This window comes from Pseudomonas sp. KBW05 (assembly GCF_003852405.1).
GTDB lineage: Bacteria > Pseudomonadota > Gammaproteobacteria > Pseudomonadales > Pseudomonadaceae > Aquipseudomonas.
This window is the reverse complement of sequence record NZ_QAJM01000044.1, coordinates 1-22,093: the sequence shown is the minus strand read 5'-3', so window position 1 is coordinate 22,093 and position 22,093 is coordinate 1. Positions and strand designations below refer to the sequence as shown.

The window sequence follows — 22,093 nt, the reverse complement described above, 5'->3', positions numbered from 1 at the left end:
CATAAGCCGCCGTTACCGAAGCAACGGATATGTACACCGCAAAAAAACCCACCCCCAGCTGATACTTTTCCCAATCTCAACTGGCAAACACATCAACCCCACCCCACAGGCCCCCCATCCATGCTCGTGATCCGCAGCGCACTGCTCAGCCTGGCCCTCACCAGCGCCGCCATGGCCGCGCAGTTGGACGCTGTCACCCTGCACACCTACCAAATAACCCCCGGCCCCCTAGGCGCCACGCTGTCAAGCTTCGCCGTAGACGCCGGCATCGCCCTGTCGTTCCTCCCCGCCCTCACCGAAGGCCTCACCAGCCCCGGCCTCTCCGGCACCTACTCGACCGAAGAAGCCGTCACCCGCCTGCTCGCCGGCAGCGGCCTGGAAATGGTCTTGCGCGAAGACGGCAGCTACACCCTGGTACAACGCCGCGTCACCCTGTCACAAACCACCGTCAGCGCCACCGAACCCCGCGCCGACAGCCTGCCACCGGCGTATTCGGGTGGCCAGGTCGCCGTCGGCGGACGCCTGGGCATGCTCGGCAATAGCGACGTAATGGACGCCCCGTTCAGCGTCAGCACCTACACCGCTGCATTGATCAAAGACCAACAGGCAACCACCGTCGGCGACTTGCTGGAGCGCGATTCCTCAGTGCGCTCCACCGGGCAGACCGGCGGCATCGTCGATTCGTTTTTCATCCGTGGCTTCCCGGTCGGCGAAGGCAACCTCGGCGAGTTGGCCTTCGACGGCGTGTACGGCGTGGCTTCCAACTATCGCGTGTTCACCGAGTACGCCGAGCGCATCGAAGTGGTCAAGGGCCCGGGCGCGCTGCTCTACGGCATGTCGCCCAACAGCGCGGTGGGCGGCGTCATCAACGTGGTGCCCAAGCGCTCCCTCGACGAAGACCTCACCCGCTACACCGCCAGCTATACCCAGGACGCGCACCTCGGCAACCGCATCGACATCAGCCGTCGCTTTGGCGACGAGCGCCGTTTCGGTCTGCGCCTCAATGGTGGCGTGCAGCAGGGCAACACTGTGATCGACGACCAATCCCGCGAAGTCGGCATTGGCGCCCTGTCCCTGGATTATCAGGGCGAGCGCCTGCGCACCAGCCTGGACTTGATCTCCCAGGAAGAAGAATTCGACGCCGCCTCGCGCCCGTTCCTGATCGCCCCCGGCGTCAGCATTCCCGACGCTGCCAACGGCCGCACCAACGTCAGCCAGGACTGGGGCTGGTCGCGCACCCGCGATAAATCCGCGTTGCTCAGCGGCGAATATGACCTCAGCGACAGCCTGACCCTGTTCGCCCACGCCGGTGGCGGCAAATCGGCGGTGGCGCGTATGTCCGACCAGACCCCGAAGATCATCAACGCCGCCGGCGACACCGATTCGACGCCGGGCTATTACCGCTTCGAAGTGCAGCGCTACACCGTGGACGCCGGCGCCCGCGTGCGTTTCGACACCGGGCCGGTCAGCCACAGCAGCGTGGTGCAGGCAAGCCGTTATCGCGATGAGCTGTCGCGGGGGATTATTTCCGGCGCCTCGGTGCTGTCGAATATCTACCACCCCATCGACCGCCCCATGCCGTCGATTGCCAAGCCGGAGGCGCCGAAAGTCTCCGCCACCGAGCTGTCCGGCGTGGCCATTGCCGACACCCTGTCCGTGCTCGACCAGCGCGTGCAGGTCACCGTGGGCCTGCGCCAACAGCGCATCCAGTCCAACAACTACAACAGCGCCGGCGCGGTGACCACGGCCTACGACGACGGCAAGACCACGCCGCTGTTCGGCGTGGTGCTCAAGCCGTGGCAGCACGTGGCGTTCTACTACAACTACCTCGAAGGCCTGAGCAAGGGCGACGTAGCGCCGTCCAACGCGGCGAATGCCGGGGAGATCTTTGCGCCGTACGTGTCCAAGCAGCATGAAGTGGGGGTCAAGCTCGACTACGGCACCTTCATGTCGACCCTGGCCCTGTTCCAGATCGAAAAGCCCAGCGGCGAACTGGCCGCTGGACGCTTCTCGGTGCAAGGCGAACAACGCAACCGTGGCCTGGAATTGAACCTGTTTGGCGAAGTCGCCCAAGGCACGCGCCTGCTCGCGGGCGTGACCCTGCTGGATGCGCAACTGACCCAGACCGGCATTGCCGCCAACCGTGGCAACACCCCGGTGGGCGTGCCCGAGGTGCAAGCCAACCTGTGGGGCGAATGGGACACGCCGTGGGTCGAGGGCCTGACATTGACCAGCGGCGCGATCTACACCGGCAGCCAGTACGTCGACCAGGCCAACACCCAACGCCTCGATCCCTGGACCCGCATCGATGTCGGCGCACGCTACAGCACGCGCATCGCCGAGCGGCCGACCACGTTCCGCGCCACGGTGCAGAACCTGTTCGACCGCCAATACTGGTCCGGCGTGGCCTCCTACGGCGCGTTCTCCCAGGCGTCGCCACGCACCCTCCTCCTCTCGGCCACGGTCGATTTCTGATACTTGCAAGGGCTCCCATGATGCTTTCGATTATTCGACGCGGCCACGTCCTGGCGGCGCTGTTGTTCACCGGGTTACTGGCCATGCCGGCGGTTGCAGCGCCCACCACCGTCACCGACCTGCTCGGGCGCCAGGTCAAGGTCAACCTGCCGGTGCAGCGGGTGATTCTCGGCGAGGGCCGCCAGCTGTACCTGGTGGCCGCGCTGGACACGCACAACCCCATCGAACGCATCGTCGGCTGGCGCAAGGACCTGATCCAGTCCGACCCCGACACCTACAACGCCTACCTGCGTAAATTTCCCGCCATCGCCAAGATCCCCACCTTTGGCGGCTTTGAAGACGGCACCTTCGACATCGAACAAGCCATCTCCCAACGCCCCGACGTGATCATCCTGAATATCGAGGCGCAACACGCCACCGAGGATGCGCGCTATATCGAGAAACTCGACGCCCTGGGCATCCCGGTGGTGTACGTGGACTTTCGCAACCAGCCGATGACCAACACCGAGCCGACCATGCGCCTGTTCGGCCAACTGTTCGGCAAGGAGCAGCAGGCCGAGGCGTTTATTGCGTTTCGCAACCAACAAATCCGCCGCGTCACCGACGTGATTGCGGCGCAACAGCCCGCACGCCCGGCGGTGTTTATCGAGCGCATCGGCGGCTACACCGACGATTGCTGCCTGAGTTTCGGCAATGAAAACTTCGGCCTGTTCGTTAAGCTGGCCGGTGGCAATAACATCGCCAAGGGCATCATCCCCAGCACGTTCGGCCAGTTGAACCCCGAGCAGGTGATCGTCGCCAACCCGGCACAGGTGGTGGTCACCAGCGCCAACTGGGAGGCGTTCGCACCGGGTGGGCATTGGGTCGGTGTCGGCCCCGGCGCAGACATGACCGAGGCCCGGCGCAAGCTGGCGTGGTACACCCAACGCCCGGCCTATGCTGGGATCAAGGCCCAGGAAAGCCAGGCGTTCCACGCGATCTGGCACCAGTTCTACAACAGCCCGTACCAGTTCGTGGCGATCCAGCAATTGGCCAAGTGGTTTCACCCGACGCTGTTTGCCGACCTCGACCCCGAGGCGTCCTTTCGCGAACTGCACGAGCGCTTCCTGCCGGTGCCATATGAGCCGGGCTACTCTGTGAGCCTCAAGCCGTGACCGTCACCTACCGCCGCCTGGTCCTGCGCAAACGCCTGATCCTCTGCGCCCTGGCCGTGCTGTTGCTGTGCAGTGTGCTGCTCGACCTGGCCCTGGGCCCGGCGCGCTACAGCCTCAGCGAAGTCCTAGGCGCCCTGCTCTCGCCAGACAGCGCAGCCCCGCAAGTGCGCGTGGTGATGTGGGACATCCGCCTGCCCGTGGCCTTGATGGCCGTGGCGGTGGGCGCCGCGCTGTCCCTGGCCGGGGCGCAGATGCAGACCATCCTCAACAACCCGCTGGCCAGCCCCTTTACCCTGGGCCTGTCTGCCGCCGCCAGCTTCGGCGCAGCCATGGGCCTGGCATTTGGCGTGGCGCTGTTTCCGCTGGCGGCGCAGTACATGGTGCCGCTCAACGCGTTCATCATGGCCATGCTCTGCGCGCTGCTGATCCACTTCCTCAGCCTGCGCCGTGGCGTGACTGCGGAAACCATCGTGCTGCTGGGCATCGCCCTGGTGTTCACCTTTAATGCGCTGCTGGCGCTGGTGCAGTTCTTTGCCACCGAACAAGCAGTGGCCGCCGTGGTGTTCTGGACCATGGGCAGCCTGACCAAAGCCACCTGGCCCAAGCTCGGGGTGATCTGCCTGGTGATCCTGATCACCCTGCCGATCTTCGCCAAACGCGCCTGGGCCCTGACCGCCCTGCGCCTGGGCGATGACAAGGCCGCCAGCTTCGGCATCAACGTGCGCAGCCTGCGCTTCCAGACGCTGATCATGGTCAGCCTGCTCGCCTCGTTCCCGGTGGCGTTTGTCGGCACCATCGGCTTTATCGGCCTGGTGGGCCCGCACATCGCGCGCATGCTGATCGGCGAAGACCAACGCTTCTTCCTGCCCGCCTCGCTGCTCACCGGCGCGCTGATCCTGTCGGCCAGTTCGGTGGTGAGCAAAACCCTGATCCCCGGCGCGATCTTCCCGATTGGCGTGGTCACCTCGCTGATCGGCGTGCCGTTCTTTATCTCCCTGATCCTCAGCGGGAAGAAAAACTCATGGTAAGCATCCAGCTGGACGACGTGGGCGCCTGCTACGGGCCGCGCACCATCATCAGCGGCGTCAGCACCGCGCGTTTTGTCGGCGGCCAGGTGGTCGCGGTGGTCGGCCCTAACGCCGCGGGCAAATCCACCCTGTTCAAGCGCATCGCCGGGCTGATCGACGGGCCGGGTGAGGTGAGCCTGCAAGGCTCGGCAAAGGGCGTGCAAGGCATCAGCTACATGCCCCAGGGCCTCAACGCCAGCACCCGGCTGACGGTGTACGAATCGGTGCTGCTGGCGCGCAAGCAACTGGCGCCGGGCTGGACGGTGCACGATGACGAGCTGAAATTGGTGGATGAGATGCTCGACGCCCTTGGCATCCGCGACTTGGCCTTTCGCAACCTCGGCGAACTCAGCGGCGGCCAGCAACAGTTGGTGTCCATCGCCCAAACCCTGGTGCGCGAGCCCGAGGTGCTGCTGATGGACGAACCCACCAGCGCCCTCGACATGCACCGCCAAGTCCAGGTGCTGAACTTTATGCGCGCCCTCGCCCGCCAGCGCCAGGTCATCGTGTTCATCGCCTTGCACGACCTCAACCAGGCCCTGCGCTTCGCCGACCAGGTGCTGGTGATTGCCGACGGCACGGCCCAGGGCAGCGGGCCGAGCCATGAGGTGATCAACGAGGCGATGTTGCGCGCGGTGTACAAGGTCGAGGCGCGTATCGAACGGTGCAGCCGGGGGCAGCACCATATCCTCATCGATGACATTGTCTGACTGACCTATTCCTCGCGAATTCTTGCCTGATCCTGCGGACTTGACGACGGCCGGCCACATGGCCCTTGCGCGGTGGTCTAGAGTTCGACACTAAGCGGCCAACGCATTTCCTATTAAATAAAGGCCGCACCTACCGTCGATCAGCAGGTGAGCCATGGAATTACGAATCAACCAGACGACCTATCAGGTCGATGCTGATGCCGATACCCCGTTGCTGTGGGTCATCCGCGATGACCTCGGCCTGACCGGCACCAAATACGGCTGCGGCCTGGCCCAGTGCGGCGCCTGCTCGGTGCTGGTGGACGGCAACGTGGTGCGCAGTTGCGTGACCCCGGTGGCCGGCGTGGTCGGGCGTGAAATCACCACCATCGAGGCGATTGAAGCCGATGCGGTGGGCAAGCACGTGGTCGCGGCCTGGGTCGAACATCAGGTGGCGCAATGCGGGTATTGCCAGTCCGGGCAAGTGATGGCGGCCACGGCGCTGCTCAAGCACACCCCCAAGCCCAGCGCCGAGCAGATCGACGCGGCGATGGTCAACCTGTGCCGTTGCGGCACGTACAACGCGATTCATGCGGCGGTCAACGACCTGGCCAAGCAGGAGAACGCCTGATGAAAGCGCGCGATGACTTATTCGATGGCCCGGTGAACCTGTCACGCCGGGCTTTCCTCGCGAGTACGGCGGTGGGGGCGCTGGTGATTGGCTTCGGTTTGCCGCTGGGCTCGTCCAGGGTGCAGGCCGCCACTGCCGAACGGGGCACCCAGGTGCCGGCGTTCCTGGAGATTCGCCCGGACGGCAGCGTGCGTTTGCTCAGCCCGTTTATGGAAGGTGGACAAGGCACGCACACGGCGATGGCGCAGATTGTCGGCGAAGAACTGGACGCCGACCCCGCCACGTTCATCGTCGAAGCCGCACCACCTGGTGAAGCTTATGTGGTGATGGAAAACGGCATGCGCATCACCGGCGGCAGCATGTCGGTGCGCATGAGCTACCCGACCATGCGCCGCCTCGGTGCATTGGCGCGGGCCATGTTGTTGCAAGCCGGCGCCGAGCAATTGAACGTGCCGCTGGCCGAACTGACTACCCAACCCGGCCGCGTGGTACATGCCGCGTCCGGGCGTTCCCTGGGCTACGGCGAGTTGGCCGGGCGCGCCCTGGACATGCCGGTGCCGGACCCGGCCACCATCACCCTGCGGGACCCGAGCCAGTTCCGCTGGATCGGCAAGCCGGTGCGCCGCGTCGATGCCTACGACAAATCCACCGGCAAGGCGCAATACAGCATCGACTTGAAGGTCGACGGCATGCTCCACGCCGCCGTGCAGCACGCGCCGCGCCTGGGCATGACCGTCGGCAACCTGCGCAACCAGGCGCAGGTCGAAGGCATGAAAGGCGTGCATTCGGTGCATCAGTTGCCTGGCGCCGTGGCCGTGGTAGCTGAACGTTGGTGGCACGCCAAGCGCGCAGTGGAGGCGATCCAGGTCGATTGGCAGGAAGCCGCCGCCGACGCCAAAGTGCGGGTGATGCCCGCTGACTTTTCCAGCGATGGCTGGCGCGACGTGCTCGCCGCCCAGCAAGGCCCGGCCCGTGACGATGAAAACGAAGGGGACGTCGCCGCCGCGCTGAAAGGCGCCAAGACCAGCGTCGAGGCCACCTACCACAACCAGTACGTCAACCACGCCCAGCTGGAACCGCCGTCCGCCCTCGCCCGCTTCAATCCCGACGGTACGCTGGACATCTGGCTGCCCAACCAGGCGCCGGACATGTTCCGCGCCGACATTGCCAAGCGCGCCGGTCTCGACCCGAAACAGGTCAACCTGCATTCGCCCTTGCTCGGCGGCTTTTTCGGCCGGCACTTCCTGTATGACTCGGCCAGTCCGTATCCACAGGCCATTGCGCTGGCCAAGGCAGTCGGTCGCCCGATCAAGCTGATCTGGAGCCGCGAAGAAGAGTTCCTGCGGGATGTGCTGCGCCCGGTGGCGGTGGTCAAGTTCCGCGCCGCGCTGGATGACAAAGGCTTTCCCGTGGCCATCGAGGCGGTGAGCGCCACCGAAGGTCCCACGGAGGCCATCGCCGGCAAACAGGGCGATAAACTCGACCCCACGGCGCTGGAAGGGTTGTCGGGCAAATCGTATGCGATCCCCAATAAACGCATCGCGCAAATCTACGTCAAGGGCCCGGCGATGTTGGGTTACTGGCGTTCGGTGGGCAATTCGCTGAATGACTTTTTCTATGAAGCGTTTCTCGATGAACTGGCGGACAAGGGCGGCCACGATCCCTATGAGTTGCGCCTGCACCTGCTGCGCGACAACCCACGGCTGACCACCCTGCTGCAAGCGGTGGGCGAGTTGTCCGGGGGCTGGAAACGCGGACCGTTTACCGCCGCAGACGGCAGCCGCCGTGCGCGTGGCGTGGCCATGGCTTCGCCGTTCGGTTCCCACGCGGCGGTGATCGCCGAAGTGTCGATTGAACACGGCCAGGTCAAGGTGCATGACATCTGGGAAGCGATTGACCCGGGCAGCATCGTCAACCCGGCGATTGTCGAAGCCCAGGTGAATGGCGCTGTGGCGCTGGGCTTGTCGCAGACGCTGCTGGAGGAAGCGGTGTTTATCGACGGCAAGCCACGGGCGCGCAACTACGACCTGTACCCGATCCTGCCGCCGTCGCGGATGGCGCGGGTGCATGTGCGGATTGTCGAGAGTGGCGAAAAGATGGGTGGCATCGGCGAACCGCCGTTGCCGGCCGTCGCGCCGGCCGTGGCCAATGCGGTGGCGCAGTTGACCGGCCAGCGCATTCGCAGCCTGCCCTTGAGCCGTCACACCTTCAGCTAACCGCCAGGAATTGCCCATGAACAACCGTCGATTCGCAAGAACCGCAGGCTGGCTGGTGCTGCCCTGCCTGGTCGCCGCTGGGGTGCTGGCTTGGTACGTGACCCGCCAGCCCGCATCACCCTTTGAACAAGTGCAAAGTGTGGATGCCGCACTGGTCAGTCGCGGCGAGTACGTCGCCCGGCTCAGTGACTGCGTGGCCTGCCACAGCCTGCCGGGCAAGACGCCGTTCGCCGGCGGCCTGGAAATGGCCACGCCGTTGGGGGCGATTCACGCCACCAATATCACCCCGGATCGGGAGCACGGCATCGGCAACTACTCACTGGCCGACTTCGACCGCGCGGTGCGCCATGGCGTGACGCCGGACGGGCGTCGGCTGTATCCGGCGATGCCCTACCCGTCGTACGTGAAGCTCAGCGACGACGACATCCGTGCGCTGTACGCGTTCTTCATGAAAGGCGTGCAACCGGCCAGCGAACCGAATATCCCCAGCGACATTCCCTGGCCGCTCAACCTGCGCTGGCCCATCGCGCTGTGGAATGGTGTATTCGCCCCCAGCACGCCCTACGCGGACAATCCCGCGCAGGATGCCCTGTGGAACCGTGGTGCCTACATCGTGCAGGGCCCCGGCCACTGCGGCAGTTGCCATACGCCGCGCGGGCTGGCGTTCAACGAGAAGGCACTGGACGAATCCGGCGCGCCCTTCCTCGCCGGCGCCCTGCTCGACGGCTGGTACGCACCGAGCCTGCGCCAAGACCCCAACACCGGGTTGGGGCGCTGGAGCGAGCCGCAGATCGTGCAGTTCCTCAAGACCGGGCGCAACGCCCATGCGGTGGTCTATGGCTCGATGACCGAAGCGTTCAACAACTCCACCCAGTTCATGCAGGACGACGACCTCGGCGCCATCGCCCGCTACCTCAAGTCCCTGCCCGGCGACCCCCAGCGTGACGGCACGCCATGGCAATACCAGGCAGCCACCGCCAGCACCGGCCCAGGCGCCCACACCTACGCCACCCGCTGCGCCTCCTGCCATGGCCTGGACGGCAAAGGCCAACCCGAATGGATGCCACCGCTGGCCGGCGCCACCTCAGCCCTCGCCAAGGAAAGCGCCTCGGCGATCAACATCACCCTCAACGGCTCGCAACGGGTGGTGGCGGCGGGTGTGCCGGACGCCTATCGCATGCCGGCGTTTCGTGAGCAACTGTCGGACCAGGAAATCGCCGACGTCCTCAGCTATATGCGCAGCACCTGGGGCAACCACGGCGGCGCGGTGGATGCCCAGGCGGTGGGCAAGTTGCGGGGGCATACCGATCCGGCGAGTAGCAGCCCGATTATTCTGCATATGCGCTGAGGTCGGGCTTCAGGGATGCTGGCGCTGGGGTTCACCTGAATTTAGAGGTGATCCCTTCGCAGCCTCGCTGGGGCTCGACAGCTCCCACAGGGGATCAGCTTTGTCTGTGAGATCTCCAGCCGGGCGCGCTCTGCCGAACAACACAGTTCAAAATGTGGGAGCTGGCTTGCCTGCGATAGCGGTGGCCAGGTTGCATGATTTGCAGTTGACGGTCAGTGATGCGGGGCCGGGGTGTCGGATGGAGTTGGTGGGGCGGGCGTAATTTCGTTCAACTGCGGATATTGAACCTGCACATCCTGCACAAATACTTGTGCCTGACTTTTGAGCCAGTCAAACAGCCGGGCGATATTCGGTTCTGACTGTCGCCCATTCCGGCAAATAAGGTAGTACGCCGCGGGCGACATCATCACAGGACCGTTCAAGGCGACTAAAGAACCGTCCTTCAATGCGTCGTACACCAACGCTGTGCGGCCCAAGGCAATCCCGTCACCTTTCAACGCCAGGCTGATAGCCAGGCTGGAATCCGGGAAACGCGGCCCATGATGATAAGGCGGCGTAGCCAACCCCTGGAACGCGAACCAGCTTTCCCATCCTGGACACACTTGATCGTCAACGCGATGAATCAGCGGGTACTGTGGAATGTCCGCCAATGCGATATCACCATGGGCCCTCAAGAACTGCGGCGAGCACACCGGGAACACTGCGTCACGCATCAGCAATTCGGCATGATGATCTGGATACTCGCCGTAACCCATCACAATCGCGACATCGAACTGATGAGCGCCGAGGTTGGCGCTATGCATATCCGCGCTGGTCAACACCAGATCAAGGTTGAATGAAGCCTCGGTGTGAGAGCCATGCATTCTGGGAATCAACCAAGTCGAACAGAGCGAGGACGTGCAGGAAAGATAAAGCGGCTGGGATTTGCTTGGGTTGAGCGAATGCAGTACCTGCTCAAGCGCCTTGAAAAACCCATCGGTGACCGGCAATAGCGCCTGCCCCGCTACCGTCAGCTTGACGCCCCGCGAATGCCGCTCGAAAAGCTGCACGCCCCACCACTCCTCCAACCCTGCAATTTGATGGCTGATGGCGCTGGCGGTCAGGTTCAGCTCAGCAGCCGCACGCGCAAAGCTGCCGGTTTTTGCGGCACTGACAAAGGCTTGCAGCATGGGTGTAGGGGGCGGACGTTGGGCCATCAAGCGCTCACTTTGATCAGGATGATCCCGCTAACAATGACGAACGCCGAAAGCATCCGCCGCCAGCCGAAGCGTTCATGAAAGAACAGCGCGGCGATGATGGCGCCGATAATAACACTGGTTTCGCGCAGCGCTGAGACCTTGGCAACCGCGTCCAACGACAGCGCGAACAGCACCAGGCCGTAGGATGCCAGGTAAAACACACCCCCCATCACACCCACTCGCCAATGGTTTCGAACCGCTTGCGCAAGCGCCGGACGCTGCTGGATAAACGCCAGCAGCGGGATGGGGATGCTTTGGAACACGGTCAGATAGATGATGTATTGCAGCACCGTGTCACTGGCCCTGACACCTTTGGCATCCACCACCGTGTAGGACGCTATGAAGGCCCCGGCACACACCGCCATCAGAATCGGCTTGAACATGTGCGCCGTCATCTTGCGAACAAACGTCAGGCTGATAATCCCCCCACAAATCAGCAGCACACCCACCATCGCCTGAAACGACAGTTGTTCATGCAACATGAAGTAGGAAAACAGCGCGACCAGAACAGGCGGTACACCGCGCATCACTGGATAGACCTGGCCAAAGTCGCCGGTTTCGTACGCTTTGATCAGAAACAGTCGATAGATCGTATTGAGCACCACCGAAATCAGCACATAACCCCACACCTCCGGGCTCGGCAGCTTGACCATCGGCAGCGCGGCCAGGCAGATCAGCAGCGCAGTGCCATCGACCATGGCCAGGGTCATGAAACGGCTGCTGCCGGCACGGACAACGGCGTTCCAGGTGGCGTGCATGAAGGCGGAGATCAGGACCAGGGTGAGAGCGATGTCTGAGTTATCCATGGGGCTCGGCTGGGAGGGGAAACGAAGGCCGCGATTTAACGTGGCCTGTGGGATAGCCAAAAGCGAAAGCTCGTCAGCCCAGCAGTGAAAACTCGTCATGTCAGGATCGCTCCCACAAACACTGGGGATTCAATGTGGGAGTGGGCTTGTGTGGGAGCGGGCTTGCTCGCGAAGGCGGTGTCTCAGTCTGCAGATTCATTGGCTGATCCACCGCTATCGCAGGCAAGCCCGCTCCCACATTTTGATCTCCATGCAGCAGGAGACTTCGGTGGGTTACTGGCGTTTTGTCATGGTTTGTAAAGGGCCAGCAAGCCGTGTCGCTTTAAATTGCAGGACGTTTCCTAGACAATCCCTGCCGCCTTGTGCCTGCTGGAATCGGTGGCTAGTCTGCGGTCCGTCACTGCTTATCAGTGATCGGGTTTAGTCGCTCGGATTCTTAATCAGGCGCATGGTTCTCCATGAGGTTTTATGGTGGCTGTGTGCAGGGCACCTTCGGGTGCGCCGGATTTTCCTGATTTGCCGGTCGACTAACCTGCGCACAGCCGCCACCCATCGTTTAGTCGCGATGGGGCCGGCTTCTGACTTAATCAGGAGCTTCATCATGAACAAAGTTGTCCCCGATCCCCCCTTCGACCCCGCCAAAGACCGCGCCGCCTTCAACCGCGCCATCGATCACTACCTGCCCACCCAAGGTTTCCACTCGGTCAACGAAGATCTGAGCTTCGAAGATGCGCTGCTCTACACCGCCAGTTTGCTCGACAGCGCGTCGGCCACTGCGCTGGATTGTGGTGAGCAACTGGCAAGCCCCGAGCGGGCGAAGATCCTGGCAGTGTGGCATTTGCTGGAGATTGCCAAGACCACGGTGGATCGCTCCATCGAGTGCCTGAAGCCCGCAAAAGCAACGCTCTAAAGCGTTAGATAGGTTAGAGGCGCACGGCCCCTGTGGTGAGGGAGCTTGCTCCCGTGGGGCCGCGAAGCGGCCCCAGCGCTTTGCTTAAAAGACAGGGACTGCCGCGCGGTCCAACGGGAGCAAGCTCCCTCACCACAGATTGCTTATTACTCTTTCCAGCTCTTAGCTGGCTGGCTCAGGGCAAACCTCAAAGCACTAAAAAACGACCCATCTGCCAAGCTGCAAACCCAATCAGGCATAACCCACTAACTCGGTTTAGCCAGCCAAGATGGGGGCCTTCAGCAAGCGTTCTCTTGACCATTTCCCCACCCCCCACGTAAAGCATTTGCCCCAAAAACGACCCAATTAGAACCCCCAGCAAATTCAAGGACATGCCACGCCCATCAAGCTGGGCGCCGCTGGTAACGGCATAGGAGGAAATTGCCGCGATGGTGAGTGGACTCGTCAACGTCACTAAAAAAACCGCGACAAACCCTGCCGCTCGCCTTGTTGCCACTGCACAAGCAGTTTTCTTGAAGGTGAGCACGCCAAGATAAAAGAGGTAGGCAATCGCAGCCCACGTTAACAACTGCCTATTGGCGAGCCAAAATACTTCAATCGACGTCAAACCAATAAAAGCGACAGCTGCAAACACCGCGTCGGCAACTGCCGCACCGAAAGCGCCAGGTAATGCACTGCGAAAACCATAGGTCATGGATTGTCCCAGAACAATCAAGGCCACCGGACCAAAACTTATCGAAAGCAGTATCGAGAACACCATGGCGCCCAAGAAGTCCTGCATCTAACTCACGACCTCTCTAAACATCCTCTTCTTGGCCTGACAATGCGGGCACTGAAACCCCTCATCTAGTTCCTCCCACCGTGTTCCCGCAGCAACACCAACAAGAAGCTCGCCTAATACCTCTTCGTAGACATAGTGACAAATCTGACACTCATACGACTTAGTCATATCAACACTCCCACGAACTCAAAATACCTAAGCCTCTACAAGGCGACGATTAAGTGCTGCAAACATCTGTTCAAAGCCATCCATGAATGCCATTGCACCGCGCATTGCTTGTGGTGCAATACTGGGATTTTTCTCCAAATACGAGATCATGATTTCTCGCCCAGTAGCAACATGCATAGGCTCAACTTCGCAATGGATAGCGAAAAAAGCCAACACGGGGTCATCTTCATCAGCCAACCCGTATTCATTGGCGTGCTTTTGAAAGCCGTTAAGAAAATACTGAAACTCTCTCGACGAGGTCATCTCCGACGCCAAATGAAAGCCAAGAGCCTCACCCAAAAATTCGGAGCGGTACATCCTATGCGTGTTGTTCCCCATCGCCGTGCCTTCTGGGAGTATGTTGTGAGGATTAAACAATTCGGCATCGGAAAGCCCTAAGTGAGCAGTCAGTTGTTTGAACATTTGATGATGCGTGGGCAGCATGTGTTTACTGTGCTGGTGCAAACCATATTCATCAACAGAGGCATAAAGGATATGAGCCGCTTTGGCTGTGCCGTTCCACATATCCTCTTTAATCCACTCATCCGTGACACGTGCAGCCAAAGCAACAATGCCAGCAGGCACATCTTTAAAAAAAGCCCAGATCGTTGCAAAAAACAGGGCCATATTTTGATGAGTTAGAGGACGAGTGGAGATAACCTCTCCGAATCTTTCAAGTTCCTTGAGCGCAGCGTGTCGGAGTATTGCGCTGGCGACCTCATTGTAGCCAGCCTCGCACACCTTATATATTTCACTGTGAGTAACCCGCTCACCCGACCTGATTGACGTTCTTTCGATATCCATAGCCTTTTTCCTTATTGTTGTTAAGCATTAGAGTTCGAGCCACCCGCCAATAAAATTCTTTTACCAGTCGGCGCTTTTGTCAACCTCTTTCATCCATGATTTCCACTACCCAACTTAAAACCCTTATCCTAGACCCCTTCCATCCAGCACAAAAAAAATCGCCAATAACGATCTTTCCACTCAACTAACATCCTACATACAATACTGTAGGTTTTTACTGTAAGCGCCTCCCATACTGGCGAGCGTTTCCTACCTACAAATAAACAACACCTGTTAAATATCTTCACCCGCGCTAACAACTCACGCGAACAAAAACACGGGCATACCCAGACGAGACATTGACAGACTTCAGGCTTTTCCCTACTTGCTTCGCCGCTGCGATAACGGTGTATCAGCCAGTAAGTCAGGTGGCCAAACCACTGCTTTCGCAGGCAAGCCAGCTCCCACAGGGGAAATGCGTTGTCTGATAGCCCCCATCACATTTGTTAACCGTTTCTTTGACGTTTTTTTCTCATCCCCCGCTCTACATTCGCCGCGCCCAAACATGCAAATGATTCCTATTGGTCTAGTCTCAATCGACCACCAGCGGACTTCCCGTGCAGCCATAAAAACCCGGAGCGCTCACCGCATGACCACTCGTCTTCCTTCGTTGTTGAAAAAAGCCCTGCTCGCCACTGCCCTGCTCAGCGCCGGGCAGGTGTATGCCGCCGATTCGGTGGGCATCGTGGTGTACAACGCCCAGCACGAAAGCCTCACCAAGGCGTGGGTCGAGGGGTTTACCCAGGAGACCGGGATTCCGGTGACGATCCGCAACGGCGACGACACTGAGATGGGCAACCAGATCGTGCAGGAAGGCGCGGCCTCTCCCGCCGATGTGTTCCTCACCGAGAACTCGCCGGCCATGGTGCTGGTGGACAACGCCGGGTTGTTCGCGCCCGTAGCGCCCGCCACCCTGGAACAAGTGGACGCCGCCTACCGTCCGGCCCATGGCAAATGGATCGGCATTGCCGCGCGTTCCACGGTGTTTGTGTACAACCCGAGCACGCTCAAGGAAGCCGACTTGCCCAAGTCGCTGCTGGACCTCGCCTCCCCTGACTGGAAAGGCCGCTGGGCCGCCTCCCCGGCCGGTGCCGACTTCCAGGCCATCGTCGCCGCTGTGCTGGAGCTCAAAGGCGAAACCGCCACCCTCGACTGGCTCAAGGCGATGAAGACCAACGCCAGCATCTACCGTGGCAACAGCGCCGTGCTCAAGGCGGTCAACGCCGGCCAGGTCGACAGCGGTGTGATCTATCACTACTACAGCTATGTCGATCAATCCAAGACCGGTGAAAACAGCAAGAACACTAAACTGCATTACTTCAAACATCAGGACCCGGGCGCGTTTGTGAGCATTTCCGGTGCCGGCGTGCTGGCCTCCAGCAAACACCAGGAACAGGCCCAGGCCTTCGTGAAGTGGATCACCGGCAAAGACGGCCAGGCGATCCTCAAGGACGGCAATTCGTTCGAATACGCCGTCGGCCAGAATGCCCAGTCCAACCCCAAGCTGGTGCCGCTGGCGCAGCTGGACGCGCCCAAGGTGGATGCCTCCAAGCTCAACAGCAAAAAAGCCGTGGAGTTGATGACCCAGGCCGGACTGCTCTGATTGTTGCCTGAAACGTCACTCCAAGGCGTCGCCCGCCCGGCGCCGCGCAAACGCAGTCACGGCCTGTTCAGCGGCCGTGGCGGCACGTGGGTGACCAGCCTGTCGGTGCTGGTTTCGCTGTTGGCGTTGCTGCCGATTGCCTTTGTGATCGGCGTGTCCTGGCAGATCGGCTGGGCGCAGATCGAAGCGTTGGTGTGGCGCCCGCGCGTCGGCGAGCTGCTGGTCAACACCGTGCTGCTGGTGCTGCTCACCCTGCCCTTGTGCATCGCGCTGGGCGTGGCCCTGGCCTGGCTGACCGAACGCAGCAACCTGCCGGGCCGCCGCATGTGGTCGTTGTTGGCGGTGGCGCCACTGGCGGTGCCGGCGTTTGTGCACAGCTATGCGTGGGTCAGCCTGGTGCCGTCGATCCATGGTTTGCCGGCCGGGGTGCTGGTGTCGGTGATTGCCTATTTCCCCTTTCTGTACCTGCCGGTGGCGGCGACATTGCGTCGGCTGGACCCGGCGATTGAAGACGTGGCCGAGTCCCTAGGCCTCAAGCCCTGGGCGGTGTTTTTCCGGGTGGTGTTGCCGCAGCTGCGCCTGGCGATCTGCGGCGGCGCGCTGCTGGTGGGCCTGCATTTGCTGGCCGAATACGGCCTGTACGCGATGATCCGTTTTGATACGTTCACCACGGCGATCTTCGACCAGTTCAAGTCCACGTTTAACGGCCCGGCGGCGAATATGCTCGCGGCGGTATTGGCCCTGTGTTGCCTGGCGATGCTCACCGTCGAATCCGCCGCACGTGGCCATGCGCGTTATGCGCGGGTCGGCTCCGGCAGCGCCCGTGAGCAGCGCATCGTCGAACTGGACACCGGCACCACCCTGCTCGCCCTCGGCCTGCAAGCCGCGACCTGCGCGCTGGCCCTGGGCGTGCCATTGGTCACGCTGGGCAAATGGTTGATCGCCGGTGGCAGCGAAGTCTGGCAGTTCGGTGAGCTGTTGCCGGCGCTGCAACAAACCGTACAACTGGGCATTGCCGGGGCGCTGTTGACCACCTGCGCAGCGGTGCCGATTGCCTGGTTGTCGATCCGTGCGCCGGGGCGGTTGCAGCGCATCCTCGAAGGCTGCAACTACATCACCAGCTCGTTGCCCGGCATCGTCGTCGCCCTGGCCTTGGTCACGGTGACCATCCACTTCGCCCGGCCGATCTACCAGACCACCCTCACCGTGCTGCTCGCCTACCTGCTGATGTTCCTGCCCCGGGCGCTGGTGAGCCTGCGCGCCGGCATCGCCCAGGCGCCGGTGGAGCTGGAAAACATGGCGCGCAGCCTCGGCCGTTCGCCGGGCCGCGCGTTGTGGCTGATTACCATGCGCCTGGCCGCGCCGTCTGCCGCAGCGGGAGCGGCGCTGGTGTTCCTGGCGATCACCAACGAGTTGACCGCCACCTTGTTGCTGGCGCCCAACGGCACGCGCACCCTGGCCACCGGGTTCTGGGCGATGACCAGCGAGATCGACTACGCCGCGGCCGCGCCCTACGCGCTGATCATGATCCTGCTGTCACTGCCGTTGACCGGCCTTCTCTATCACCAATCCAAACGCACGGCAGGCCGATGAACGCCCTCGAACTGAACGCACTCTGCAAATCCTTCGGCGCCCAGCGCGCCCTGGCGGACGTCAGCTTGTCGGTGCCCACCGGCAGCCGCACGGTGATCGTCGGGCCGTCCGGCTCGGGCAAGACCACCTTGTTGCGCATGATCGCCGGCTTTGAGTTTCCCGATACCGGCAGCCTCACGCTGAACGGCCAGACACTGGTGGACAACACCCACGCCGTGCCCGCCCACCAACGCCAGATCGGCTACGTGCCGCAAGATGGCGCGCTGTTTCCGCACATGACCGTGGCCGACAATATCGGCTTTGGCCTGGCGAGCCAGGGCGAGGCGCGCCGCGACCGAATCGCCGAGTTGATGGACAGCGTGGCCCTCGACGCCAACATGGCGCGGCGCTGGCCCCACGAACTCTCCGGCGGCCAGCAGCAACGCGTGGCACTGGCCCGCGCCCTGGCGCAACAGCCACGGCTGATGTTGCTGGATGAGCCTTTTTCCGCCTTGGACACCGGGCTGCGCTCGGCGATGCGCAAGATGGTCGCGCGGCTGCTGAGCGATGCGGGCATCACCACGATCCTGGTGACCCACGATCAAAGCGAAGCGCTGTCGTTCGCCGATCAGTTGGCGGTGATGCGCCAGGGCCGGCTGGTGCAGTCGGGCCATCCGATGGACCTGTACCAATACCCGGTCGACGAACAGACTGCGTTGTTTCTCGGCGAGGCCGTGGTCATGCCCGCCCGCGTCGAAGCCGGTTGGGCCCACTGCGACCTGGGGCGCGTGGCGGTGGACAGCAAGCTCGACCACGAAGCCACGCGCATCATGCTGCGCCCCGAGCAACTGCAACTGAGCACCAGCGACCTTACCGGCTGCCCGGGCGTGGTGACCGAGCGCGAGTTCGGCGGCAATACCTGCACGCTGACCGTCAAGCTGCACGCCAACGGCCACGCGATCCTGGTGCGCAGCTCCGGCCTGCAAGCGCCGCCGATGGGCAGCGTGGTGCACCTGACCACCCTGGGCCTGGCGCATATCCTGAGTAAAAACCGCGCCCTCAGTCCCAGCTAAGTGTCGTGCCGTACCTTCTCCCCTGCGCCAACCACAGCGCGGTCAAGGAGGGGTAAGCCCGATGAATGCCACAGCAGCCCGATGGCTGAACAAAGTACCCGAGGTGACGCTGTCCTTCTGGGTGATCAAGATCCTGTCCACCACTGTGGGCGAAACCGGCGCGGATTACCTCGCCGTGGAGGCCGGCTTCGGCGCCGGCTGGACCAGCCTCGGCATGGCCGCACTACTGGCCGTCGCGTTGTTCGGCCAACTGCGCACCAAGGCCTATACGCCGTGGATCTACTGGTTGACCGTGGTTTTGGTGAGCATCGTCGGTACGCAGATCACCGACATCCTCACCGACAAACTCGACGTCAGCCTCTACACCAGCACGGCGATTTTCTCGGTGCTGCTGGCGCTCAATTTCATGGTCTGGTACCGCACTGAACGCAGCCTGTCGATCCGCGACATCGTGACCCCGCGCCGCGAATGGTTCTACTGGACCACGGTGCTCTGCACCTTTGCCCTCGGCACCGCCGCCGGCGACCTGGCCACCGAAGCGCTGGGCCTGGGCTTCACCGTGGGCGCGATGATTTTCGCCGGCTTGATCGGCGTCGCCCTGCTGGCCTGGCGTCTTGGGGCCAACCCGGTGCTGACGTTCTGGATCGCCTACATCCTCACCCGCCCCTTCGGCGCGTCCCTTGGCGACCTGCTGACCCAAGCCAAGACCTACGGCGGCCTGGGCATGGGCGCCAACTGGACCAGCGCGATCTTCCTCTGCGTGATCGTGCTGCTGGTGGCCGTCGCGCAACTCAGTGTCGGCAACCGCAAAACCATTACCCAATGACTACTCACCTCAAGGAAACCCTTATGCGCCCAGTGCAAAACCTGATTCGCCGCGCGGCCATCGCCGGCGCCATTGCCCTGCTGAGCATCGCCACCGGCTGCTCGAAACCGGCCGATAAACCGGCGAGCGACGCCAGCCCTTCCACCAGCCAACGCCAGGCGTCGAAACTCGGCGACCTGTCGGAGTTCCGCAACATTGCCGTGGACGTCTCCGCCCTCGTCGCCAAAAACGACCTGGCGGGCGCCAAGGCCCGCATCAAGGACCTGGAAAGCAGCTGGGACTCCGCCGAAGCCGGGATCAAGCCGCGTGCCGCCAACGACTGGCACGTGCTGGACAAGGCCATCGACCGCGCGCTCTCGGCGTTGCGTGACGGCAATCCCAACCAGGCCGACTGCAAGGCCTCGATGGATGACCTGCTCAAGGCCTTCGACGCAATGAAAGGCTGACGCTTGGCGCCACAGGTGCTTCACTACACACGCGGCGATCACCTCGCCGCGTTGGCTATTTTTGCGGAGAGCACGATGCGCATATTGCTGGTCGAAGACGACCCGATGATTGGCGACGCGATCCAGCGCGCCCTCAGCGATGCGAGCTATGCCGCCGACTGGGTGAAGAACGGCCTCACCGGCCTGGCCGCCCTCGACACCCATCCCTACGACCTGGTGCTGCTGGACCTGGGCCTGCCCGGCAAGGACGGCCTCGATGTGCTGGACACGATCCGCGCGCGCAACAACCCGGTGCCGCTGCTGATTATCACCGCCCGCGACAGCCTCGACGACCGCCTACGCGGCCTGGATGGCGGCGCCGATGACTACCTGCTCAAACCCTTCGACATCCCCGAGTTGCTCGCGCGCATCCGCGCCGTGCTGCGCCGCAAAGGCGGCAGCGCGCAGTCGGTGCTGGGCAATGGCGTGGTGACGCTGGACCTGCTGTCGAAGCAGGCCACCCTCGACGGGCAACCCGGCGTGGCGCTGTCCAGCCGTGAGTTTGCGTTGTTGCAGGCCCTGCTGATTCGCCCGGGGGCGATTCTGTCGCGCAGCGAATTGGAGGACCGCCTGTACGGCTGGGGCAACGAAGTGGAAAGCAACGCCATCGAGTTCCTGATTCACGCGTTGCGGCGCAAATTGGGCACTCATGTGATCAAGAACGTCAGGGGCATGGGATGGATGGTTTCAAAAGGCGTTTAAGTGAATCGGTGCAACTGCGTCTGTCGGTGACGCTGTCCCTGGCGATTCTGTTGGTGGCGCTGCTGGCCAGCGTGTTTGCCTTTGTCTCGGCCTTTGAAGAGGCCCATGAGCAGCAGGACGAGACCTTGCGCCAGGTGACCATGCTGTACGACCGCCAGCAGATGACCTTGCAGTACCCGCAGGGCACGGCCATCGACGGTGATGATGAAGAAACCCGCCTAATCATCCAGCACCTCGGTGACGGCGCGCACGCCACGGGCAGCAACGATGAAGCCTTGCCGCTGCCCTTCCCCGCCAGCCTGGCCGACGGCCTTTCCACAGTCGAGGTGGCGGGCGAAGCCTTCCGCGTGCTGGTGCGCACCACCGCTCACGGCGAGCGCATTGCCGTGGCCCAGGAATCCGCAGCCCGGGACAAGGACGCCCGCGAAAGCGCGTGGCGCAGCCTGTTGCCGTTCCTGATCCTGTTTCCGGTGCTGTTGCTGGTGGTCGGCGATCTGGTGCGCAAGCTGTTCCGCCCGATTGGCGTGCTGGCAGCGCAGATCGACCGGCGCGCCGAGCACGAACTGCACCCGATTGACGAGCAACACCTGCCCACCGAAGTGCGCCCGTTTGTGGTGGCGATCAACCGCCTGCTGGCCCGGGTCGGACAGGCGATGGACACCCAGCGGCGCTTTGTCGCCGACGCCGCCCACGAGCTGCGCTCACCGATGACCGCGCTGGCCTTGCAGGCCGACCGGCTGGCCGGCGCGGACCTGTCGCCCCAGGCCCGCGAGCGTTTTGTGCCGTTGTCCCGGGGTATCGAGCGCGGGCGCAAGCTGATCGACCAGCTGTTGAGCCTGGCGACGGCGCAAGCCACCTCGGAACGTGTGCAAACCGGGCTTTCGGTGCATGAGGTGTATCGCCAGGTGCTGGAGGATTTACTGCCGCTGGCCGAGCGCAAAGGCATCGATATCGGCGTCGACAGCCCGCTGGACGTGCAGGTGGTGTTCAACGAGATGGACCTGTTCACCCTGGTGAAGAACCTGGTGGATAACGCCATCCGCTATACCCCGGAGGGCGGGCGGATCGATCTGTCGGTTGCGGTGATGGCGGGCGCGGTGCGGTTGCAAATCAAGGATTCGGGCCCCGGGATTGCCGTGGAGGAACAGGCGCGGGTATTCGACCCGTTCTATCGCAGCCTGGGCACGGATGAAGCGGGTTCCGGGTTGGGGTTGTCGATCGTCAAGGCCATCGCCGAGCGCACTGGGACGCGGGTGGAGCTGGGGTTCAGCGACCCGGTGGCACAGCGTGGGCTGTGTGTTTCGGTGTGGATTGCCCAAGGATAAATTTTCAGGTGTAAACCGAATCAAATGTGGGAGCGGGCTTGTGTGGGAGCGGGCTTGCTCGCGAATGCGGTGGGTCAGTCAATACATGTATCGGCTGATACACCGCTTTCGCGAGCAAGCCCGCTCCCACATTTTTAACCGC

At 62.6% G+C, this 22,093-nt stretch carries 20 protein-coding genes; 15 read left to right on the top strand and 5 right to left on the bottom strand.

Annotated elements, in window-relative coordinates:
• Positions 1 to 120 precede the first annotated feature (120 nt).
• The 7 genes from DBR46_RS27820 to DBR46_RS27790 all read left to right on the top strand — a co-directional run bounded on the left by DBR46_RS27820 (position 121) and on the right by DBR46_RS27790 (position 9,580).
• Positions 121 to 2,475: a TonB-dependent receptor gene (locus DBR46_RS27820; RefSeq protein WP_124529299.1), complete on the top strand. Its 2,355-nt coding sequence runs from the start codon at positions 121 to 123 to the stop codon at positions 2,473 to 2,475.
• Between the two features lie 20 nt (positions 2,476 to 2,495).
• Complete coding sequence (locus DBR46_RS27815; RefSeq protein ID WP_124529297.1) at positions 2,496 to 3,629, top strand: ABC transporter substrate-binding protein; 1,134 nt, start codon at positions 2,496 to 2,498, stop codon at positions 3,627 to 3,629.
• Entirely contained in the window at positions 3,626 to 4,657 is a 1,032-nt protein-coding gene (locus DBR46_RS27810) for an iron ABC transporter permease (protein WP_124529295.1), read from the top strand. The genes DBR46_RS27815 and DBR46_RS27810 overlap by 4 nt, the downstream gene beginning before the upstream one ends.
• On the top strand, positions 4,651 to 5,406 hold the full coding sequence (locus tag DBR46_RS27805) for an ABC transporter ATP-binding protein (protein ID WP_124529293.1): 756 nt from the start codon (positions 4,651 to 4,653) through the stop codon (positions 5,404 to 5,406). The genes DBR46_RS27810 and DBR46_RS27805 overlap by 7 nt, the downstream gene beginning before the upstream one ends.
• Before the next feature lie 154 nt (positions 5,407 to 5,560).
• Positions 5,561 to 6,016, top strand: coding sequence for a (2Fe-2S)-binding protein (locus DBR46_RS27800; protein WP_124529291.1), 456 nt, complete (start codon positions 5,561 to 5,563; stop codon positions 6,014 to 6,016).
• Positions 6,016 to 8,232 (top strand): molybdopterin cofactor-binding domain-containing protein, encoded by a 2,217-nt coding sequence (locus DBR46_RS27795; RefSeq protein WP_124529290.1) that lies wholly within the window; start codon positions 6,016 to 6,018, stop codon positions 8,230 to 8,232. Before DBR46_RS27800 ends, DBR46_RS27795 begins: the two co-directional genes overlap by 1 nt.
• 16 nt (positions 8,233 to 8,248) lie before the next feature.
• Positions 8,249 to 9,580, top strand: coding sequence for a cytochrome c (locus tag DBR46_RS27790; RefSeq protein WP_124529288.1), 1,332 nt, complete (start codon positions 8,249 to 8,251; stop codon positions 9,578 to 9,580).
• Between the two features lie 212 nt (positions 9,581 to 9,792).
• Here DBR46_RS27790 and DBR46_RS27785 read toward each other — a convergent pair whose 3' ends face one another.
• Both DBR46_RS27785 and DBR46_RS27780 read right to left on the bottom strand, forming a co-directional pair.
• On the bottom strand, positions 9,793 to 10,776 hold the full coding sequence (locus DBR46_RS27785) for a LysR substrate-binding domain-containing protein (protein ID WP_124529285.1): 984 nt from the start codon (positions 10,774 to 10,776) through the stop codon (positions 9,793 to 9,795).
• Entirely contained in the window at positions 10,776 to 11,624 is an 849-nt protein-coding gene (locus DBR46_RS27780) for an EamA family transporter (protein ID WP_124529301.1), read from the bottom strand. The genes DBR46_RS27785 and DBR46_RS27780 overlap by 1 nt, the downstream gene beginning before the upstream one ends.
• A 601-nt stretch (positions 11,625 to 12,225) precedes the next feature.
• Between DBR46_RS27780 and DBR46_RS27775 the strand changes: the two genes are divergently transcribed.
• Complete coding sequence (locus tag DBR46_RS27775; protein WP_124529283.1) at positions 12,226 to 12,534, top strand: hypothetical protein; 309 nt, start codon at positions 12,226 to 12,228, stop codon at positions 12,532 to 12,534.
• Between the two features lie 187 nt (positions 12,535 to 12,721).
• On the opposite strand, the gene DBR46_RS27770 is transcribed toward DBR46_RS27775, so the two are convergent.
• Genes DBR46_RS27770 through DBR46_RS27760 form a run of 3 tightly spaced genes read right to left on the bottom strand, consistent with a single transcriptional unit; the run spans position 12,722 to position 14,326 of the window.
• The gene (locus DBR46_RS27770; protein WP_124529281.1) at positions 12,722 to 13,315 is read right to left on the bottom strand and encodes a LysE family translocator; all 594 of its coding nucleotides are present in this window, start codon (positions 13,313 to 13,315) and stop codon (positions 12,722 to 12,724) included.
• The gene (locus DBR46_RS30700) at positions 13,316 to 13,483 is read right to left on the bottom strand and encodes a rubredoxin (protein ID WP_124529279.1); all 168 of its coding nucleotides are present in this window, start codon (positions 13,481 to 13,483) and stop codon (positions 13,316 to 13,318) included.
• A 27-nt stretch (positions 13,484 to 13,510) separates the two neighbouring features.
• On the bottom strand, positions 13,511 to 14,326 hold the full coding sequence (locus DBR46_RS27760) for an iron-containing redox enzyme family protein (protein ID WP_124529277.1): 816 nt from the start codon (positions 14,324 to 14,326) through the stop codon (positions 13,511 to 13,513).
• A gap of 628 nt (positions 14,327 to 14,954) precedes the next feature.
• On the opposite strand from DBR46_RS27760, the gene DBR46_RS27755 reads away from it, so the two are divergent.
• The 7 genes from DBR46_RS27755 to DBR46_RS27725 all read left to right on the top strand — a co-directional run bounded on the left by DBR46_RS27755 (position 14,955) and on the right by DBR46_RS27725 (position 21,951).
• Positions 14,955 to 15,968: an iron ABC transporter substrate-binding protein gene (locus tag DBR46_RS27755; RefSeq protein ID WP_124529275.1), complete on the top strand. Its 1,014-nt coding sequence runs from the start codon at positions 14,955 to 14,957 to the stop codon at positions 15,966 to 15,968.
• A gap of 63 nt (positions 15,969 to 16,031) precedes the next feature.
• On the top strand, positions 16,032 to 17,561 hold the full coding sequence (locus DBR46_RS27750; RefSeq protein WP_256659411.1) for an iron ABC transporter permease: 1,530 nt from the start codon (positions 16,032 to 16,034) through the stop codon (positions 17,559 to 17,561).
• Positions 17,558 to 18,613 carry an ABC transporter ATP-binding protein gene (locus tag DBR46_RS27745; protein ID WP_124529271.1) on the top strand — a complete coding sequence of 352 codons (1,056 nt, stop codon included), beginning with the start codon at positions 17,558 to 17,560 and terminating at the stop codon, positions 18,611 to 18,613. The genes DBR46_RS27750 and DBR46_RS27745 overlap by 4 nt, the downstream gene beginning before the upstream one ends.
• Before the next feature lie 61 nt (positions 18,614 to 18,674).
• Positions 18,675 to 19,439 (top strand): hypothetical protein, encoded by a 765-nt coding sequence (locus DBR46_RS27740; protein ID WP_124529269.1) that lies wholly within the window; start codon positions 18,675 to 18,677, stop codon positions 19,437 to 19,439.
• Between the two features lie 23 nt (positions 19,440 to 19,462).
• A complete protein-coding gene (locus DBR46_RS27735; RefSeq protein WP_124529267.1) occupies positions 19,463 to 19,885 on the top strand; it encodes a hypothetical protein in 423 nt (140 codons plus the stop codon).
• A 75-nt stretch (positions 19,886 to 19,960) separates the two neighbouring features.
• Positions 19,961 to 20,626, top strand: a complete 666-nt coding sequence (locus tag DBR46_RS27730) for a response regulator transcription factor (protein WP_124529265.1) — start codon at positions 19,961 to 19,963, stop codon at positions 20,624 to 20,626.
• Positions 20,602 to 21,951 (top strand): ATP-binding protein, encoded by a 1,350-nt coding sequence (locus DBR46_RS27725; protein ID WP_124529263.1) that lies wholly within the window; start codon positions 20,602 to 20,604, stop codon positions 21,949 to 21,951. The genes DBR46_RS27730 and DBR46_RS27725 overlap by 25 nt, the downstream gene beginning before the upstream one ends.
• Positions 21,952 to 22,093: the final 142 nt, after the last annotated feature.

Bases quoted from the DNA above. Each gene is read 5' to 3' on its own strand.
- DBR46_RS27820 (WP_124529299.1), top strand. From the start codon at position 121: ATGCTCGTGATCCGCAGCGCACTGCTCAGCCTGGCCCTCACCAGCGCC.
- DBR46_RS27815 (WP_124529297.1), top strand. From the start codon at position 2,496: ATGCTTTCGATTATTCGACGCGGCCACGTCCTGGCGGCGCTGTTGTTC.
- DBR46_RS27805 (WP_124529293.1), top strand. From the start codon at position 4,651: ATGGTAAGCATCCAGCTGGACGACGTGGGCGCCTGCTACGGGCCGCGC.
- DBR46_RS27800 (WP_124529291.1), top strand. From the start codon at position 5,561: ATGGAATTACGAATCAACCAGACGACCTATCAGGTCGATGCTGATGCC.
- DBR46_RS27795 (WP_124529290.1), top strand. From the start codon at position 6,016: ATGAAAGCGCGCGATGACTTATTCGATGGCCCGGTGAACCTGTCACGC.
- DBR46_RS27790 (WP_124529288.1), top strand. From the start codon at position 8,249: ATGAACAACCGTCGATTCGCAAGAACCGCAGGCTGGCTGGTGCTGCCC.
- DBR46_RS27785 (WP_124529285.1), bottom strand. From the start codon at position 10,776: ATGGCCCAACGTCCGCCCCCTACACCCATGCTGCAAGCCTTTGTCAGT.
- DBR46_RS27780 (WP_124529301.1), bottom strand. From the start codon at position 11,624: ATGGATAACTCAGACATCGCTCTCACCCTGGTCCTGATCTCCGCCTTC.
- DBR46_RS27775 (WP_124529283.1), top strand. From the start codon at position 12,226: ATGAACAAAGTTGTCCCCGATCCCCCCTTCGACCCCGCCAAAGACCGC.
- DBR46_RS27770 (WP_124529281.1), bottom strand. From the start codon at position 13,315: ATGCAGGACTTCTTGGGCGCCATGGTGTTCTCGATACTGCTTTCGATA.
- DBR46_RS30700 (WP_124529279.1), bottom strand. From the start codon at position 13,483: ATGACTAAGTCGTATGAGTGTCAGATTTGTCACTATGTCTACGAAGAG.
- DBR46_RS27760 (WP_124529277.1), bottom strand. From the start codon at position 14,326: ATGGATATCGAAAGAACGTCAATCAGGTCGGGTGAGCGGGTTACTCAC.
- DBR46_RS27755 (WP_124529275.1), top strand. From the start codon at position 14,955: ATGACCACTCGTCTTCCTTCGTTGTTGAAAAAAGCCCTGCTCGCCACT.
- DBR46_RS27745 (WP_124529271.1), top strand. From the start codon at position 17,558: ATGAACGCCCTCGAACTGAACGCACTCTGCAAATCCTTCGGCGCCCAG.
- DBR46_RS27740 (WP_124529269.1), top strand. From the start codon at position 18,675: ATGAATGCCACAGCAGCCCGATGGCTGAACAAAGTACCCGAGGTGACG.
- DBR46_RS27735 (WP_124529267.1), top strand. From the start codon at position 19,463: ATGCGCCCAGTGCAAAACCTGATTCGCCGCGCGGCCATCGCCGGCGCC.
- DBR46_RS27730 (WP_124529265.1), top strand. From the start codon at position 19,961: ATGCGCATATTGCTGGTCGAAGACGACCCGATGATTGGCGACGCGATC.
- DBR46_RS27725 (WP_124529263.1), top strand. From the start codon at position 20,602: ATGGATGGTTTCAAAAGGCGTTTAAGTGAATCGGTGCAACTGCGTCTG.